This window comes from Sodalis sp. RH16 (assembly GCF_047324245.1).
GTDB classification, from domain to species: Bacteria; Pseudomonadota; Gammaproteobacteria; order Enterobacterales; family Enterobacteriaceae; genus Acerihabitans; species Acerihabitans ligni.
Window position 1 is genome coordinate 510,705 of the sequence record NZ_CP178737.1, and the last position, 18,082, is coordinate 528,786.

Sequence of the window (18,082 nt, forward strand, 5' to 3'; positions counted from 1 at the left end):
CACGTGCCTCATTTCATCATGGCGGCCAGTCTACATACCTCGTCGTGAAAACTTTCAGTCATTTTCATCAAAAGTGTGAACCGGCTCAAATTGGATTAAAAACGGACAAACAAGCCCTCACCCTCGCAGGTGATAAAAAAAAGGTATCGGGCTGAGTTGTTTAGTTCGTCAGCTATTGCTGGTCCGATTCTGATAGGTCGTCTTGCCCTTGGCCTAAAAGCGCCAATTCCAACAATGCATAGCGGTGCTCAACAAAGTTATGTACGTTGTTAGCGACCGTCAGTTTGAACAGCGCCGAAGCGGAGTTCTTGTCCCCCAGACTCAGGTAGTGTTTACCTAAATAGAAGTCAGTTTCACTGAGATGCTCGGCGAGCGAAGTGTTATCCGTTGCGTCCGCCTTAAGGCGCTCCATCAGCGTTGTTTCACTGATGTCCCCCAGGTAGAACTCGACAATATTCCATCCCCATTGCCCCCTGTTCGCTTTCTGATAGCGCTGTGCCAGCGCGTCTTTGGCTTTGTTGGTGTCGATTTGCTTCTCCACCAGGTAAAGCCACAGCGAACGGAATGGATCATTTGGGTCGTCGCGATAAAACGCCTGCAGATCATCCTGCGCTAAACGGTAGCGGCCTCCATAATACAAGGCGATGCCACGGTTTAAATACGCGTAATTGTAAGTTGGATCAAGCTCTAGTACAGAATCAAACGCTTCATAGGCAGCATCAAAATTGCCTGCCTGCGTTAAATATATGCCGAGATAATTAAAAACTTCCGGCATATCGGGTCGTATTGCCAGCGCTTGTGAAAAATCATTCCGCGCTAGCGCACGCAACCCAAGACTATCATACAGCACTCCGCGCTCATATAATAGCTGTGCTCGTTCATCATCGGTTAGTGCCCGGCTCGCCAGGATTTGTTCCATGCGCGCCAGGATGACTTCCTGTTGTAACGTCGGCTGTAAGGGAACAGCTAATACGTCATCTTTACTACGCCAATCAATGTTGCTGCATCCTGCCAGCATAAACGCCATCGCAACGAACCACCAGCGCAAGTAAGGCCTCATTTCCCACTCCCGAAGAAAAACATTGGATGAACGTCCTGTCCCCCATCGGCTTAACACAAGGCGTCCCGCCCTTGTGATACGATCAGCTCCCTACCGCGTAAGGAGCTGTAAATTGCGCTAACAGTAATTATACTCTTTTATCGTGCCGATTTATTCTACTTCAGGTACTGCCGCATCCTGACCGGGCGTGGTGGCTTCTTTGATGCTTAAACGCACGCGCCCCTGACGATCAACTTCCAATACCTTGACCGGCACTTCTTGTCCCATTTGCAAATAGTCGGCCACTTTTTCCACACGCTTGTCGGCAATCTGGGAAATATGCACCAGACCTTCTTTGCCGCCGCCGATTGCCACGAAGGCGCCAAAATCGACAATACGCGTCACTTTACCATTATAGACCCGGCCCACTTCAATTTCAGCGGTAATCTCTTCGATACGGCGAATGGCATGGCGCGCTTTCTCACCGTCGGTGGCAGCGACTTTGACCGTGCCGTCATCTTCGATTTCAATGGTCGTGCCGGTTTCTTCCGTCAGGGCGCGAATCACCGAGCCACCCTTGCCAATCACATCCTTGATCTTGTCCGGATTGATTTTGATGGTATGAATACGGGGTGCGAACTGAGAAATATCGCCGCGCGGCGTACTGATAGCCTGTTCCATCACGCCCAGGATATGCAGGCGGGCGCCTTTGGCCTGATTCAACGCCACCTGCATGATCTCGCGGGTGATGCCTTCAATCTTGATATCCATCTGCAACGCGGTGACGCCTTCGCGGCTACCGGCCACTTTGAAGTCCATGTCGCCAAGATGATCTTCATCACCCAGGATGTCCGACAGCACGACAAAGCTATCCCCTTCTTTCACCAGTCCCATGGCGATCCCGGCCACTGCCGCTTTGATCGGCACGCCGGCATCCATCAGCGCCAGCGAAGCGCCGCACACGGAAGCCATGGAGGAAGAACCGTTGGATTCGGTGATTTCCGACACCACACGCACGGTGTACGGGAACTCATTGGCTTTCGGCATCACGGCCAGCACGCCGCGCTTAGCCAGTCGGCCATGGCCGATTTCCCGGCGCTTCGGCGAACCGACCATGCCGGTTTCACCCACGCAGTACGGAGGGAAGTTATAGTGTAGCAGAAAACGATCGGTACGCTCGCCGGTCAATTCGTCTATATTTTGCGCGTCACGCTCGGTGCCCAGGGTGGCGGTTACCAGCGCCTGGGTTTCGCCACGGGTAAACAGTGCCGAACCATGGGTGCGCGGCAATACGCCGGTACGGATATCAAGACCGCGGATCATGTCTTTTTCACGGCCGTCGATGCGCGGTTCACCGCGCAGCACCCGGCTGCGGACCACGGTTTTTTCCAGGCTGCCCAGCAGTTCCTGAATTTCTCCGTCGTCAAGGGCAGGGTCCTGAGCCAGCAGCGCCGCGGCAACGTCAGACTTGATGGCGTCAACCTGGGCGTAGCGCGCCTGTTTTTCCGTGATGCGGTAAGCATCACCCAGACGGGCTTCGGCCAGTTCGGCAACCCGGGCCTGCAAATCGGCGTTGACTTCCGGCGCGTGCCAATCCCATCTCGGTTTGCCGGCTTCCGCCGCCAGGGCCTTGATGTTTTCAATCACGACCTGCTGCTGTTCATGGCCAAAGACCACGGCGCCCAGCATTTCGTCTTCGCTCAGCAGCTGCGCTTCGGATTCCACCATCAGAACCGCATTCGCCGTACCGGCGACCACCAGGTCCAACTGGCTTCCAGCCAGTTCGGCGGTGGTGGGATTCAATACGTACTGCTTGTTGATATATCCGACCCGCGCGGCGCCGATGGGACCGTTGAACGGGATGCCGGACAGGCTCAATGCGGCGGAAGCGCCGATCATGGCCACGATATCCGGGCTGACCTGCGGATTAACGGAAACCACGGTGGCAATGACCTGGACTTCGTTCAGGAATCCATCAGGAAACAGCGGACGGATGGGACGGTCTATCAAACGGGAAATCAGGGTTTCGCCTTCGCTGGGACGGCCTTCGCGGCGGAAGAAGCCGCCCGGGAAACGGCCGGCGGCATAAGTGCGTTCCTGGTAGTTAACGGTGAGCGGAAAAAAGTCCTGTCCCGGTTTGGCATGTTTAGCACCCACAACGGTAACGAATACGGCGGTGTCGTCCATGCTGACCATAACGGCGGCAGTGGCCTGGCGGGCCATCATTCCGGTTTCAAGCGTAACCGTATGTTGTCCATATTGAAACTTGCGTACAATCGGATTTAGCAAAATGATATCCTTTTTCTGGGCGGGCTTCTCTGTCTCGCTCGCCGATAACAATACCCGCCATACCTCAAGTTGCAGGTGCGTTGGCTTTCCAGCAACTCGAATTATTTAGGGTACCACCCATCTTCCTATTGCATCCTCGCGACTAATGACAATCCTTATCCCCCTGGATAAAGCCTCTCATTAGCCGCGCGAATCTCAGCAATTGAAGAATCTTCATCAGCAACAACACATTACCTTGAACGGTTATCGCTGCCTAGAAGAAAGGGGCCGCATAAGGCCCCTTTCTACCAAAACTGTCTGGCTTAACGACGCAGACCCAGACGCTCGATCAGGCTGGTATAACGTGCGACATCTTTACCTTTCAGGTAGTCAAGCAGCTTACGACGCTGTGAAACCATGCGCAGCAGACCACGACGGCTATGGTGATCTTTCTTATGTTCCGCAAAATGGCCTTGCAAATGGCTGATTTGAGCGGTTAAAAGAGCAACCTGAACCTCGGTGGAACCGCTATCTTTGGCATCACGGCCGAAATCAGTAACGATTTTTGCTTTTGCTTCAACACTTAGAGACATTATAACACTCCAAAATTATTGTGAAATACACACAGGCGCCGATCTCTAATTCAGCAACCCCATTCATAAGCCGCGCTATTCTACTCTTAGCCTCGGCCGGAAGCAAGGCGCAGACTCATTCAGCCGCGGGCTTCCGCCACCAGCCGGCGGGGCGCGACCATGCCCGGCTCGGTGATTTCCCCCACGCCGAAAAAGGCGCGCTCCGGCCCTTCGGTCAATCGGACCATGGCGTTTTGCGGCGTATCTCCCGACGACACCGATACCGCTTGCCCCAGCCTGACATAACCGGCCAGCACCGCGGTAAGATTGACTTCCGGCATGGCGGACACCGCGCTGTCCATAGGCAGCAGCAGCTTATCAAGGGTGGCCAGGGTATCGGCGGCGGCCGGGTCTTCGCCGCTGAGGGCGCGCAATTGCTCCAGCGTCACCATCCGCTCGGTGGGATAATCAGCCACCGCCAGACGGCGCAGCTCGATAACATGGGCGCCGCAGCCAAGCATTTCGCCGAGATCGTCGATAATGGTGCGGATATAGGTGCCCTTCGAGCAATGGATTTCCAGTTCGAGGCTCTGTTGATCCCAGTGCGCCAACTTCAGCTCATAAACCCGGATCGGCCGGGCGGCGCGCTCCACTTCGATACCCTGGCGCGCATACTCGTACAGGGGCCGGCCCTGGTGTTTCAGCGCCGAATACATGGAGGGAATCTGCATGGATTCCCCACGAAAGCGCTGCAGGGCCTGCTCCAGCTGCTGCTGGCCCAGGTCCACCGGGCGCTCGCTGATAATCGCCCCTTCCGCATCCGACGTATCGGTGCGCTGCCCCAGCCGGGCCACCACCCGATAGCGCTTGTCCGCATCCAGCAAATGCTGGGAAAACTTGGTGGCTTCACCCAGGCAGATGGGCAGCATCCCGGTGGCCAGGGGATCCAGCGCGCCGGTATGCCCGGCTTTGTTGGCCGCGAACAGGCGCTTCACTTTTTGCAGCAGATCATTAGAGGAAAGCCCCATGGGCTTATCCACCAGAACGATACCGTTTATGTCTCGGCCGCGACGACTGGGACGCCCCATCAGTCCTCCTTGTCCTCGTCCGGTTCCGATTCGGTGCGCCGGGCGCGATCCTGCTGTACCACCTGGCTCACCAGGTTGGACATTCTCATCCCTTCCACCAGCGAATTGTCATAGGCGAACGTCAGTTCCGGCACCACCCGCAGGCGCATGGCTTTACCCAGCAAACTGCGGATAAACCCGGACGCATCCTGCAAGGCGTTAATGCCCGTTTTGATTTGCTGAGGCTCGTTATCATTGAGGAAAGTCACAAATACCTTGGCATAAGCCAGATCGCGCGAGACTTCCACAGCGGAAACCGTCGCCATGCCCACACGGGGGTCTTTGATTTCGCGTTGCAGGATGATGGCGATTTCTTTTTGCATCTCCTGCGAGACGCGCTGGGTGCGACTGTATTCTTTTGCCATTCTAAATTCTCCAGACAAAACAGGGGGCATAATGCCCCCCTCTTACCGCTGACAAACCTGCTCGGAGTCAATAAGGCGGGACAGGATGATAGAAGAGTAAACCGTCCGCGCCATGGAAGGCGCGGATCGAGCCTCCAGGGATGGATGCACGGGGCGTGTTTACGATCTAGCATCCTGTCCCGACCAAGCACCTTGTCAGCAAGCTCAGGGGACATTATTCCCCTGTTACTCTTACTCGATGGTGCGCTGGATCTCGATGGTTTCGAAGACTTCGATCACATCGCCCGGCTGGACGTCGTTGTAATTCTTGACGCCGATGCCGCATTCCATGCCGTTGCGCACTTCGGCAACGTCATCTTTGAAGCGGCGCAGGGATTCCAGTTCGCCTTCATAGATAACAACGTTATCACGCAGCACGCGTATTTTGTTGTTACGCTTGACCAGGCCTTCCGTCACCATACAGCCGGCGATGGCGCCGAATTTCGGCGAGCGGAACACATCGCGCACTTCAGCCAGGCCGATGATTTCCTGGCGGTATTCCGGCGCCAGCATCCCGCTCATGGCCTGTTTGACCTCGTCAATCAGCTCATAAATAATCGAGTAGTAACGCAAATCCAGGCTTTCCGCGTCAATCACCTTACGGGCGGACGCATCGGCGCGGACGTTAAAGCCCAGGATAATGGCATTGGACGCCGCGGCCAGGGTGGCATCGGTTTCGGTGATGCCGCCGACGCCGGAGCCCACGATCTTGACCTTGACTTCCGCGGTGGACAGCGCTTCAAGCGCATCGCTGATGGCTTCGGTGGAACCCTGGACATCGGCCTTGAGCACGATATTCAATTCGGAGACTTCGCCTTCGGTCATGTTGGCGAACATATTCTCCAGCTTGGATTTCTGCTGGCGCGCCAGTTTCACTTCGCGGTATTTACCCTGGCGATACAAAGCCACTTCACGGGCTTTCTTTTCGTCGCGCACGACGGTGGCTTCATCACCGGCAGCCGGCACGCCGGACAAGCCGAGGATTTCCACCGGAATCGACGGACCGGCGGAAGAGACCTCACGTCCCAATTCGTCACGCATGGCGCGAACCCGGCCGTATTCAAAGCCGCACAGGACGATATCGCCCTTGTTAAGGGTACCTTCACGCACCAACACGGTGGCGACCGGCCCACGGCCCTTATCCAGGAAGGATTCAATCACCGCGCCGCTGGCCATACCGACACGAATGGCCTTGAGCTCGAGGACTTCCGCCTGCAGCAGGATGGCGTCAAGCAGTTCGTCGATACCGGCCCCTGACTTCGCCGAGACGTTGACGAACTGGCTCTCGCCGCCCCACTCTTCCGGGATCACGCCGTATTGGGTCAATTCGTTTTTGACACGGTCCGGATCGGCTTCGGGTTTATCGATCTTGTTCACCGCCACCACCACCGGCACCTTGGCGGCCTTGGCATGCTGAATGGCTTCGATGGTCTGCGGCATCACGCCGTCATCGGCGGCCACCACCAGCACCACGATATCCGTCGCCTGGGCGCCGCGGGCACGCATGGCGGTGAACGCCGCATGTCCCGGGGTATCCAGGAAGGTGATCATGCCGTTCTCGGTTTCAACATGGTAAGCGCCGATATGCTGGGTAATGCCCCCGGCTTCGCCGGCCGCCACCTTGGTTGAGCGGATATAGTCCAGCAGCGAGGTTTTACCATGGTCGACGTGGCCCATGATGGTCACCACCGGCGCACGGGGTTCAGCCACCGCGTCGATATCACGGTCGCTCAGCACCATCTCTTCCAGTTCGTTTTCACGACGCAGAATCACCTTGTGGCCCATCTCTTCGGCCACCAGCTGCGCGGTTTCCTGGTCAATCACCTGGTTGATGGTCGCCATGGCGCCGAGCTTCATCATCGCCTTGATAACCTGTGAACCCTTCACCGCCATTTTATTGGCCAGCTCCGCCACGGTGACGGTTTCGCCGATCACCACATCGCGGTTCACTATCTGGGCAGGCTTGGTGAAGCTTTGCTGCAGCGTGCTCGGTTTGCGCTTGCCTTTGCCGCCGCGGGTAACGGCCCGGGCCTCTTCGCGATCGGCCTTGGATTCAGACAAACGGCTGGTTTTTTTCTGCTTGGTGGCTTTGCCGCCACGGGTGCGGGCACGGCGTTCGCCTTCCACCTTGCGATCGTTTTCATCTTCCGCTTCACGAGCGTGATGGGACGTGGTGACGTGATAATCACTGGAGTCTTCTTCCACCGGCTCCGGCGTGGCTACCCAGGTACCGCCGTTTGCTTCCGCCATACGCTTGGCTTCTTCCATAGCGAGGCGGGCACTTTCTTCAACCTTGCGACGCGTTTCCTCTTCCGCTTTACGTCTAAGCTCAGCGGCCTCGGCTTCACGGCGGGCTTTTTCGGCCGCCTGTGGTGACTTGGTCATATGATTGGTCTGCTGGTTGGTCAATTTTTCACTTTCCGCTGCCACGCGCTTCGCTGTCTCAGCGGCCTCACGTTTGGCTTTATCGTCGGCCGCACGTTTTGCTTTTTCTTCGGCTTCACGCTTGGCTTTCTCAGCGGCTTCACTGGCAGCGCGCTCTTGAGCCTCACGAAGGGCCAATTCTTCCGCTTCACGTTTTGCCAGCTCTTCCGCTTCAGCCTGTTCAGCCGACTGGGAATCGCGTTGCACATAGGTACGTTTTTTGCGGACTTCAATTTGCACAGACTTACTTTTACCGCCGGTACTGGGAATATTCAAGGTGCTGCGTGTTTTACGCTGCAAAGTTAACTTGTTCGGCGCGCTGCCCCGCTCACGGTTCAGGTACGCCAATAATGTTTGTTTCTCATGCTGGGTCACAGAATCCGCCGCGGTCTTATCGATACCAGCATCAGCAAACTGCTGTACCAGGCGATCGACCGGAGTCTGAATTTCTGCGGCGAGCGATTTTACGGTTACATCTGTCATGCTGTTCCTTTCCTGCTACAGTTTATTACGCGTTGTCGCCAAACCAACAGATATTACGGGCGGCCATAATAAGCTCACCGGCCTTTTCGGTACTCAGCCCTTCAATATCCGACAGGTCATCGACACCCTGTTCGGCAAGATCTTCCAGCGTACAAACACCGCGCGCCGCCAGCTTGAACGCCATCTCACGCTCAAGCTCCGGCAAATTAAGCAGGTCTTCAGCCGGCTTGCCCCCGCCGCGAGTCTCTTCCTGCGCCAAGGCGAGCGTGGTCAGGGCATTTTTAGCCCGTTCACGCAGCGCTTCTACCATGTCTTCATCAAGCCCTTCGATTTCCATTAATTCCTTGATCGGGACATAGGCGAGTTCTTCCAATGAGGAGAAACCCTCCTCCACCAGCACAGTGGCGAACTCTTCATCGATGTCCAGATGCTTGGTAAAAATATCAATGGCGGCGTGGGCTTCAGCCTGATGTTTTTCCTGCAGATCCTCCACCGTCATGACATTCAGCTCCCAACCGCTGAGCTGCGACGCCAGACGAACGTTCTGCCCGTTGCGGCCGATAGCCTGCGCCAGGTTACCGGACTCAACCGCGATGTCCATGGTGTGCTTGTCTTCATCCACAACGATGGAGGCAACGTCAGCGGGCGCCATGGCGTTAATCACGAACTGGGCCGGGTTGTCGTCCCACAGGACAATATCGATACGCTCACCGCCCAATTCGCTGGAAACCGCCTGCACGCGCGCACCGCGCATGCCGACACAGGCGCCCACGGGATCAATACGCTTATCATTGGTTTTCACAGCGATTTTGGCCCGTGACCCGGGATCGCGGGCAGCGGCCTTTATTTCTATAACTTCTTCACCGATTTCCGGCACTTCGATGCGGAAAAGCTCGACCAGCATCTCGGGACGCGAACGGCTGACAAACAGCTGGGCGCCGCGCGCTTCCGGGCGAACGGAATACAACACGCCGCGAATCCGATCGCCGGGGCGGAAGTTTTCCCGCGGCAGCATGTCCTCACGGCCGATAACCGCTTCGGCATTGCTGCCCAAATCAAGGCTGATGTTGTCGCGATTGACTTTTTTTACCACGCCGGTGACTATCTCGCCTTCATGCTGGCGGAATTGATCCACCACCATCGCGCGTTCGGCCTCGCGTACTTTCTGGACGATGACCTGCTTTGCGGTCTGGGTGGTGATGCGGTCGAAGACCACGGACTCGATCTCATCTTCAACGTAGCCGCCAAGGGAAGCGCTTGGATCTTCAAACTGGGCGGCGTCAAGGGTGATTTCACGGGTCGGCTGCGTGACTTCGTCGACAATGACCCAACGACGGAAGGTCTCGAAATCGCCGGTTTTACGATCGATATTGACACGAACCTCGATTTCTTGCTCGTATTTTTTCTTTGTTGCCGTCGCCAGCGCGGTTTCCAACGCTTCAAAAATTTTTTCACGAGGAACCGCTTTCTCGTTGGAAACTGCTTCAACAACAGCCAGAATTTCTTTATTCATCCTAGTTGCCTCATTAAAACGTTAAAAGTGGGGTACCAGGTTCGCTTTCTGGATGTTGCTTAAAGCGAACACTTCATCTTTTCCTTCCACCGTCACCGTGATCATTTCGCCGTCAACCGTTTTAATGATTCCCTGCCACTTGCGACGATTCTGCATCGCAATACGCAATACGACGCTGACTTCTTCACCGATAAACTGCATATAGTGTTTGGCGGCGAATAACGGACGATCGAGCCCAGGCGAAGAGACCTCAAGGCTGTAAGCCACTGAAATAGGATCTTCGACATCCAGTACCGCGCTGACCTGGTGGCTGACATCAGCACAATCATCGACAGTGATACCCTTGTCGCTATCAATATAGATACGTAATGTCGACTGGCGGCCCCGGATAAACTCTATGCCCACAAGCTCATAGCCCAAGGCTTCCACCGGTGCGCTGATCATCTCCGTCAATTTTTGTTCTAATGTGGCCAAGCCCACCCCCAAGACATAAAAAAAGGGCTAAAAAGCCCAGTAGTTCTAGCATTTAATAACAAAAAACCCCGAAAATTCGGGGCTTTTTGCGACTGGGACCCTGTAAGCCGCAAGCGGCTTTACAACATTCCATAGAATCTTTTTTCAAACGCCGCTGCCATAAGATCAGTATAACGCTTAAGCAGTATATTTGAAAAAGAACTCTGAGGGAAAGTGGTTGCGGGGGCCGGATTTGAACCGACGACCTTCGGGTTATGAGCCCGACGAGCTACCAGGCTGCTCCACCCCGCGTCTGAAATCGTTGCGAATATTACGCTGATAACCGCCAAAAAGCAAGTTATCATTATGTTAGGAACAGAGATAAAATGAGAAACATCCGTTTAACCCACTGTGCCGAAAAGAAGTTTTACGCCACAAACGCTATTCTCGTTCACGGAGCGGAGGGCCGTTACAGATACGCCTGCCCTTGAACCTGCCCGGCATTCGTGCGAGGGTGCCGAGTATTCCATAAGTCTAAAACCAGGGCAAGCAGTGAATGCTCATCGTTTTTTTTGCGGTTCGGTGGCGACTAAATTATTTTCAAACATTTTAATTAAGTCACGAACTTTCCGTCCGTCCGAGGTTCCTGCGTTCCCGGCGGGAACCTTAACCGGTGCCTTGGCCACTGTCCAGGGAGCGGCGACCGGCGCGGCATCAGTGGCAGGGTTTCCTGCGTCTACCGGATGAGTAGGCTTGGCGGATTGGTCGGGGGCGTATTTGGAAAAATACTCCGCTGTAGCGGGATCGTACTCAACCAGGTCAAGCGCCCATTGGGGAATTTTTTTGCAATATGACACCGCCTGCTCTGGTCCCAATTCATTCAGTGTTTTGACCAAAAAATGAGCTGCTTGTTTTGACTTATAGTTAAGCGCCGGGCTCGCGGTCAATTTGGTGCACAATTCCGCCAAACTCTTGAAAGTCCATTGCTTGTCGCCAATGTCCTTGCCCATAATAACCCTGTCGGCATGAGCCCCTCTGAATTCACCGTTCGTACCCGCACGTCCATCTATAAAGAATGCTGAAATAGTCCTATCGGCGGAAACGGGCAGTGGTTGGGCGAATATCATCTTATAGCTAGTGGGTATTGTTTTGCCGTCTGAGGAACCATTGTTTACAATGCGGATATTAGCGGACGAAAATAGGTCAGAGTCGGGATTGGCGGCCAGAAAGTCCCTCACCGCTTTGGCATTGTCATCGGTTAGATCCGATTTACCATCGTTAGTGAGACAGCTTAAAACCCCCTCGGGAGTGACTTTATAGGTGTTCGGATCCTTCAACATATCTAAAAGCGGATCGTCGGAGGGCACCTTCCCCTTCACAGGCATGGACGTTGTTTTGCCGGGAAATTTAAGCTTTGCCTGGAAAGCCATGAAACTTTTGGCGAAAGCAACAACGAATGTTTTCACCATAAAAAGCGGCCTTAATGCCGTATTGCCAGCCGACCGTAATTTTTCGACCATTCTCGCCGCAGAGGCGCTCACAGGTTTGGTGTCTTTTTCACCCTGATTGTCGATCTCTGCATTTTTATGTTTCGGTGCTTCATTGACCCTAGATAAGAACGCCGGGAACAAATTCATAGTTATCTCTCCAGAATAGGTGAATTTCAGCATGCTCCAAACCAAGGTGCTTTACCTGGCCAATCACGCATCATTCTCAAAGGATTATTAATGTGGAATTCAATAACGCCACTATCGCATGGAGGAATTATTTAAAATTGTATATTTCGCTTACGCAGCTATCTGCCGGCAGGAATACCTCACCAGCAAGTCGCGTTCCTGAGGATTGTGGCGGGGAAATAATATATACGGTTATGTGGATAAAGCAGAAAGGCCTGAAAGCGCTGACTCACTCTATATGGAGTTACCCGACGCGCATCAGTAATAACAAATCCTAATGGAAAACAACCTGACTAAACGATATTGGTACCGAGGACGGGACTTGAACCCGTAAGCCCAATCGGGCACTACCACCTCAAGGTAGCGTGTCTACCAATTTCACCACCTCGGCACTGATAATTCGCTTACTGCCTGCACAACCCATTTTGCATACCCAGCTAATACCGGGCAGATTCTAGCGGGCTGAGGTTACACCGGATATTATGCATTGACAAAACACCGGCGTACTTCAATCACGTCTATCACAGCGGATAGAACGTCACGGATTATTGCGGGATATCGTTATTCGATTTAGCCGGCGCCTGGACAGGTGCTTTTTCCGATTGCACGGGCTGGCTCAGATTATCCCACTCGCTGCCTTTCTTGGTATGACTGCCGTTCAAATTGCCCAACACCAGGCTCAGAATAAAAAACAATGTCGCCAGCACCGCCGTCACACGGGTCATGAAGTTACCGGAACCGCTGGATCCGAACAGGGTCGCGGAAGCGCCTGCGCCGAACGAGGCCCCCATATCAGCACCCTTACCTTGCTGCAGCATGATCAGCGCAACCAGCCCGACAGCTACCAACAGGAATATGACTAACAGAGCTTCATACATAATCTTTTGTGTCCTTGCGGGTTTGACCGCACATTAAACGACTGCCCCGGTTCGGCGATTATAAACTCCGACTGAAGCGGGTGTGAATACTAACGAAAGCAAGGTGCGCACGCAAGGGTAAATTGCGGCTAACGAACTGATTGCGGAAAAAAACGTCACGGCGGCAACAGCCAACGCCTGGAGGCGCCGGCATGCCATGCCCCCTCTCCTCAACCGGCGGCTTTCACCGCATCGGCTATCAGATGAGCCAATCGTTTGACCTGTTCGTCATCTTCGCCTTCCACCATGACCCGGATCAGCGGCTCGGTGCCGGATTTACGCAGCAATACCCGGCCCTTTCCGGCCAGCGCGCTTTCCACTTCCGCCAAGGCCTGTTTCACCAGCGTCGATTCCAGCGGATCATTACTGCCGTCAAAACGCACGTTCACCAGTATTTGCGGCAGCAGGCGCATGCCGCTGCAGAGGTCGTGCAGGTTCATATGATTCCCCACCATGGCGGACAATACCTGCAGACCGGCGATAATACCGTCGCCGGTGGTGGTTTTATCCAGCAGGATGACATGGCCGGAATTTTCCGCCCCGATGCGCCAGCCCTTTTCCTGTAATTTTTCCAGTACATAGCGGTCGCCCACTTTCGCCCGCACAAACGGAATGCCCAGTTGCCTAAGGGCCAGTTCCAGCCCCATATTGCTCATCAGGGTGCCCACCACGCCGCCGCTCAGCTGGCCCTGTCGCAGCTTTTCCCGTGCGATGATATAGAGGATCTGATCCCCATCCACCTTATTGCCGAGATGATCAATCATGATCACCCGATCGCCGTCGCCGTCATAGGCGATACCCAGATCGGCTTTTTCGTCTAGTACACGCCGTTGCAATAACCGCACATCGGTGGCGCCGCACTCCTGGTTGATATTCATCCCGTCCGGCTGGCAGCCGATGGCCGTGACATCGGCCCCCAGCTCCCGCAGTACGCTGGGGGCGATGTGATAGGTAGCGCCGTTGGCGCAATCCACCACGATTTTCAGGCCTCGCAGGCTGCTGTTGCTGGGGAAGGTACCTTTGCAAAATTCAATATAGCGGCCGGCCGCATCGACGATGCGGCTGGCTTTACCCAGTTCGGCGGACTCCACGCAGGTCAGGTTCTTTTCCAGCTCCGCTTCGATGGCTTCTTCCACCTCATCGGGCAGCTTCGTGCCGTCTATGGAGAAAAACTTGATGCCGTTATCATAAAAGGGATTGTGGGAAGCGGAAATCACGATCCCCGCCTCGGCCCGGAACGTGCGCGTCAGATAAGCGATGGCGGGGGTCGGCATCGGTCCGGTAAACGCGGCGGATAGACCCGCCGCCGCCAGACCGGCCTCCAGGGCGGATTCCAGCATGTAACCGGAGATTCGCGTATCCTTGCCGATGATAATCTTGCGCGATCCGTGGCGAGCCAGTACCTTGCCGGCGGCCCAGCCCAGTTTTAATACGAAATCCGGTGTGATGGGACTGTCCCCTACCTTGCCGCGAATACCGTCCGTTCCGAAGTATTTATGATTACTCATACAAATAGTGATTCCTTCGCTGAAAGAGTCGCTTTGACGATAAGCATCGCCTCAATGGTTTCTTTGACATCATGGACGCGGATAATACGGGCACCCTGCATGGCGGCGATGACCGCACAGGCCACGCTGCCGATGACGCGCTGCCCGGCAGGAGCCCCGGTCAGCTGCCCTACCATGGATTTGCGGGACATTCCCACCAGTATCGGCAACCCGAATTGGCTAAAATCAGCCAGCCGGGCCAGAAGTCGGTAATTATGCGCTGAATTCTTGCCAAAACCGAAGCCGGGGTCGAGGATCAGGCGATTTTTTTCAATGCCCGCCATCTGGCACTCGGCGATGCGCCGGACAAAAAAACGCTTCACGTCCTCCAGCACATCTTCATAATAAGGCGCCTGCTGCATGGTACGCGGCTCCCCCTGCATATGCATCAGACAGATGGGCAAGCCGCTGTCCCGGGCCGCCTCCATGGCGCCGGTTTCGCCCAGGGCGCGGATATCGTTAATCATGTGCGCCCCCGCCGCCGCGCTCTCCCGCATCACCAGGGCCCGGGAGGTATCCACCGAGATAAATACCTCAAAGCGCCGCGCCAGCGCTTCCACCACCGGCAGCACCCGCTCGGCTTCTTCCTCGGCGCTGACCGCCGCAGCGCCGGGGCGGGTGGATTCGCCGCCGATATCGATAAGCGTAGCGCCGGCCTCGATCATCTCCTGGGCATGCTTTAGCGCCGCATCAAGATGGGTATAGCGCCCGCCGTCGGAGAAAGAGTCCGGAGTCACGTTAAGTATGCCCATGACCTGGGGCGCGCCGAGATCGAGCGTGCGCTGATTAACCATGAGTTGCATAGTGGGATCCCTCCATTTGGAAACCTATGATAGCGGCATATCTTATCACTGTCCGGGCAAAAAGCCCGCCGGCCCCGTCTGATTGTCGCATCAATAAAAAAGCCCCAGCGATTAGGCCGGGGCTTCTAGGGATTGGCAACGTGCGCAGCCGGGACCGGTTGTTACGCCCGGTTATTGCCGAACTGTTCGGACATGGTATTGCCCGTCGGCGTATTGGGCTGATCCACCGGCGTCGGCGCTTTAGGCGTGCCGCCGTTATCGGAGGAGTGGTTGCTCGGCGAATCGTCCCATCCGGCGGGCGGACGGACGGTTTTGCGTCCCATCAAATCATCGATTTGCGGCGCGTCGATGGTTTCATACTTCATCAGTGCATCTTTCATTGAATGCAGGATATCCATATTTTCCATCAGCAGCGTACGGGCGCGGGTGTAGTTGCGTTCAATCAGGGATTTCACTTCCTGGTCGATGATACGCGCCGTCTCGTCGGACATATGCTTGGCTTTCGCCACCGAACGGCCCAGGAAGACTTCGCCCTCCTCTTCGGCGTACAGCAAGGGTCCCAGCTTGTCGGAGAAGCCCCATTGGGTCACCATGTTACGGGCAATGGAAGTGGCCACCTTGATATCATTGGAAGCGCCGGTGGAGACTTTCTGCGGTCCGTAAATGATCTCTTCCGCCAAACGGCCGCCGTACAGGGTGGAAATCTGGCTTTCAAGCTTCTGGCGGCTGGCGCTGATGGCATCGCCTTCCGGCAGGAAGAACGTGACGCCCAGCGCGCGTCCGCGCGGAATAATGGTAACTTTGTGAACCGGATCATGCTCGGGCACCAGACGGCCGATAATGGCGTGGCCCGCTTCATGGTAAGCGGTGGACTCCTTCTGCGCTTCCGTCATCACCATGGAACGGCGTTCAGCGCCCATCATGATTTTGTCCTTGGCTTTTTCAAACTCCACCATGGACACCACGCGCTTGCTGCCGCGGGCGGCGAACAACGCGGCTTCATTCACCAGGTTGGCCAAATCGGCGCCGGAGAAACCCGGAGTACCGCGCGCAATCACGGAAGGATCCATATCCGTGGATAACGGCACGCGGCGCATATGCACTTTCAGAATCTGTTCACGGCCGCGGACATCCGGCAAACCCACCACCACCTGGCGGTCAAAACGTCCGGGGCGCAGCAAAGCCGGGTCCAGCACGTCGGGACGGTTGGTGGCGGCAATCACGATAATGCCTTCGTTGCCTTCGAAGCCGTCCATTTCCACCAGCATCTGGTTCAGCGTTTGTTCACGTTCGTCATGACCGCCGCCGAGGCCGGCGCCGCGCTGGCGACCCACCGCATCGATTTCATCGATGAAGATGATGCAGGGAGCGGCCTTCTTGGCCTGTTCGAACATATCGCGCACACGGGATGCGCCGACGCCGACGAACATTTCCACGAAATCCGAACCGGAGATGGTGAAGAACGGCACTTTCGCTTCACCGGCGATGGCTTTCGCCAGCAGGGTTTTACCTGTCCCCGGCGGGCCCACCATCAGCACGCCTTTAGGAATTTTCCCACCCAGCTTCTGGAAGCGGCTCGGCTCGCGGAGATAATCCACCAGTTCGCTGACTTCTTCTTTTGCTTCGTCACAGCCCGCCACGTCGGCAAAGGTTGTTTTGATCTGATCCTCAGTGAGCATCCGGGCCTTGCTTTTGCCGAAGGACATCGCCCCCTTGCCGCCGCCGCCCTGCATTTGCCGCATGAAGAAGATCCAGACGCCAATCAGCAACAGCATCGGGAACCAGGAAATGAATATAGAGGCCAGCAGGCTCGGTTCTTCCGGCGGCTCACCGACAACTTTAACATTCTTGGTCAGCAGGGAATCCAATAACCGCGGGTCATTGACCGGGATATACGTGGTGTAACGGTTACTGTCTTTCCTGGTAACGGTAATCTCACGCCCGTTAATACGCGCTTCCCTAATCTGATCCTGATTCAATTCAGACATAAAGGTAGTGTAATCCACCTTACGGCCATTGGACTCGCTGGGCCCGAAGCTCTGAAATACAGACATCAGCACTACCGCGATGACCAACCAGAGAATCAGGTTTTTCGCCATGTCACTCAAGGGATTAACCTCATATTACAACGGTGTTAACAATTAGCGTAGGGTACTATACTTTGCGCCCTGTCGCCACAATGTACACTTCTCGCGAACGTGCGCGGGAAGCGTCTGGCTTACGAATCTTTACCTTCGTAAATAGGGAGCGAATTTCCCGCAGGTATTCATCAAAACCTTCTCCCTGAAAGACTTTAACCAGAAAACTGCCGCCTGGTGCCAGCACATCCCGACCCATCTCCAATGCCAATTCCGCTAAATACATGGCTTTGGGAATATCGACAGCCGGGGTACCGCTCATATTCGGCGCCATGTCGGACATGACCACCTGAATTTTTCCTTCGCCTACTCTCTCCAGCAACGCTTTTAATACCAGAGGATCGCGAAAGTCGCCCTGCAGAAAATCAACGCCCACAATCGGATCCATGGGGAGAATATCACAGGCGATGATACGCCCTTTTTTACCAATTTGCGTGGCGACATATTGCGACCAGCCGCCGGGCGCGGCGCCTAAATCCACCACGGCCATGTCCTGTTTGAAAAGCCGGTCGCCCTGCTGTATTTCTTCAAGTTTAAACCAGGCACGGGAACGCAGTCCTTTTTTTTGTGCCTCAAGTACATATTTATCGCTAAAGTGTTCCTGTAGCCACCGACTTGAGCTGCCGGAACGCTTTTTGGTGGTCATTTTATTATCCAACTATCCTGAAAGTGGGGCATTGGTGAAGGAATGAGGCACTCTTGCGCCGGATACAATCAC

15 protein-coding genes and 2 tRNA genes are annotated in these 18,082 nt (G+C 55.3%); all 17 read right to left on the minus strand.

Translation table 11 applies throughout. The features are described 5' to 3' along the window. Nucleotides 1-8: 8 nt before the first annotated feature. The 17 genes from yrbN to rlmE all read right to left on the minus strand — a co-directional run bounded on the left by yrbN (nucleotide 9) and on the right by rlmE (nucleotide 18,010). Entirely contained in the window at nucleotides 9-68 is a 60-nt protein-coding gene (yrbN, locus tag ACL2XJ_RS02325; protein ID WP_132928005.1) for a protein YrbN, read from the minus strand. Between the two features lie 104 nt (nucleotides 69-172). Continuing rightward, nucleotides 173-1,060 carry a lipoprotein NlpI gene (gene nlpI / locus ACL2XJ_RS02330; RefSeq protein ID WP_132925805.1) on the minus strand — a complete coding sequence of 296 codons (888 nt, stop codon included), beginning with the start codon at nucleotides 1,058-1,060 and terminating at the stop codon, nucleotides 173-175. 150 nt (nucleotides 1,061-1,210) lie between these two features. Next, nucleotides 1,211-3,328, minus strand: coding sequence for a polyribonucleotide nucleotidyltransferase (gene pnp, locus ACL2XJ_RS02335; RefSeq protein WP_203523943.1), 2,118 nt, complete (start codon nucleotides 3,326-3,328; stop codon nucleotides 1,211-1,213). Nucleotides 3,329-3,630: 302 nt separating this feature from the next. Further along, nucleotides 3,631-3,900, minus strand: coding sequence for a 30S ribosomal protein S15 (gene rpsO / locus ACL2XJ_RS02340; protein WP_074012496.1), 270 nt, complete (start codon nucleotides 3,898-3,900; stop codon nucleotides 3,631-3,633). A gap of 119 nt (nucleotides 3,901-4,019) precedes the next feature. Further along, a complete protein-coding gene (gene truB, locus ACL2XJ_RS02345) occupies nucleotides 4,020-4,967 on the minus strand; it encodes a tRNA pseudouridine(55) synthase TruB (protein ID WP_413725521.1) in 948 nt (315 codons plus the stop codon). Beyond that, nucleotides 4,967-5,371, minus strand: coding sequence for a 30S ribosome-binding factor RbfA (rbfA, locus tag ACL2XJ_RS02350; RefSeq protein ID WP_132925799.1), 405 nt, complete (start codon nucleotides 5,369-5,371; stop codon nucleotides 4,967-4,969). The genes truB and rbfA overlap by 1 nt, the downstream gene beginning before the upstream one ends. A gap of 231 nt (nucleotides 5,372-5,602) precedes the next feature. Then, entirely contained in the window at nucleotides 5,603-8,317 is a 2,715-nt protein-coding gene (infB, locus tag ACL2XJ_RS02355) for a translation initiation factor IF-2 (RefSeq protein WP_132925797.1), read from the minus strand. A 25-nt stretch (nucleotides 8,318-8,342) separates the two neighbouring features. Then, entirely contained in the window at nucleotides 8,343-9,830 is a 1,488-nt protein-coding gene (gene nusA / locus ACL2XJ_RS02360) for a transcription termination factor NusA (protein ID WP_413725523.1), read from the minus strand. Nucleotides 9,831-9,851: 21 nt separating this feature from the next. Then, nucleotides 9,852-10,304, minus strand: coding sequence for a ribosome maturation factor RimP (gene rimP, locus ACL2XJ_RS02365; RefSeq protein WP_165934230.1), 453 nt, complete (start codon nucleotides 10,302-10,304; stop codon nucleotides 9,852-9,854). Between the two features lie 214 nt (nucleotides 10,305-10,518). After that, nucleotides 10,519-10,595, minus strand: a tRNA-Met gene (locus ACL2XJ_RS02370). A gap of 248 nt (nucleotides 10,596-10,843) precedes the next feature. Further along, complete coding sequence (locus ACL2XJ_RS02375; RefSeq protein ID WP_413725524.1) at nucleotides 10,844-11,953, minus strand: hypothetical protein; 1,110 nt, start codon at nucleotides 11,951-11,953, stop codon at nucleotides 10,844-10,846. A 310-nt stretch (nucleotides 11,954-12,263) separates the two neighbouring features. Further along, nucleotides 12,264-12,350, minus strand: a tRNA-Leu gene (locus tag ACL2XJ_RS02380). A 154-nt stretch (nucleotides 12,351-12,504) separates the two neighbouring features. Continuing rightward, nucleotides 12,505-12,837, minus strand: a complete 333-nt coding sequence (secG, locus tag ACL2XJ_RS02385) for a preprotein translocase subunit SecG (protein ID WP_132925791.1) — start codon at nucleotides 12,835-12,837, stop codon at nucleotides 12,505-12,507. 209 nt (nucleotides 12,838-13,046) lie between these two features. Next, entirely contained in the window at nucleotides 13,047-14,384 is a 1,338-nt protein-coding gene (gene glmM / locus ACL2XJ_RS02390) for a phosphoglucosamine mutase (protein WP_203523946.1), read from the minus strand. Continuing rightward, nucleotides 14,381-15,226, minus strand: coding sequence for a dihydropteroate synthase (gene folP / locus ACL2XJ_RS02395; protein WP_413725525.1), 846 nt, complete (start codon nucleotides 15,224-15,226; stop codon nucleotides 14,381-14,383). Before folP ends, glmM begins: the two co-directional genes overlap by 4 nt. A gap of 161 nt (nucleotides 15,227-15,387) precedes the next feature. Next, nucleotides 15,388-17,325 carry an ATP-dependent zinc metalloprotease FtsH gene (ftsH, locus tag ACL2XJ_RS02400; protein ID WP_132928003.1) on the minus strand — a complete coding sequence of 646 codons (1,938 nt, stop codon included), beginning with the start codon at nucleotides 17,323-17,325 and terminating at the stop codon, nucleotides 15,388-15,390. Nucleotides 17,326-17,380: 55 nt separating this feature from the next. Further along, nucleotides 17,381-18,010, minus strand: coding sequence for a 23S rRNA (uridine(2552)-2'-O)-methyltransferase RlmE (rlmE, locus tag ACL2XJ_RS02405; RefSeq protein WP_132925785.1), 630 nt, complete (start codon nucleotides 18,008-18,010; stop codon nucleotides 17,381-17,383). Nucleotides 18,011-18,082 lie beyond the last annotated feature (72 nt).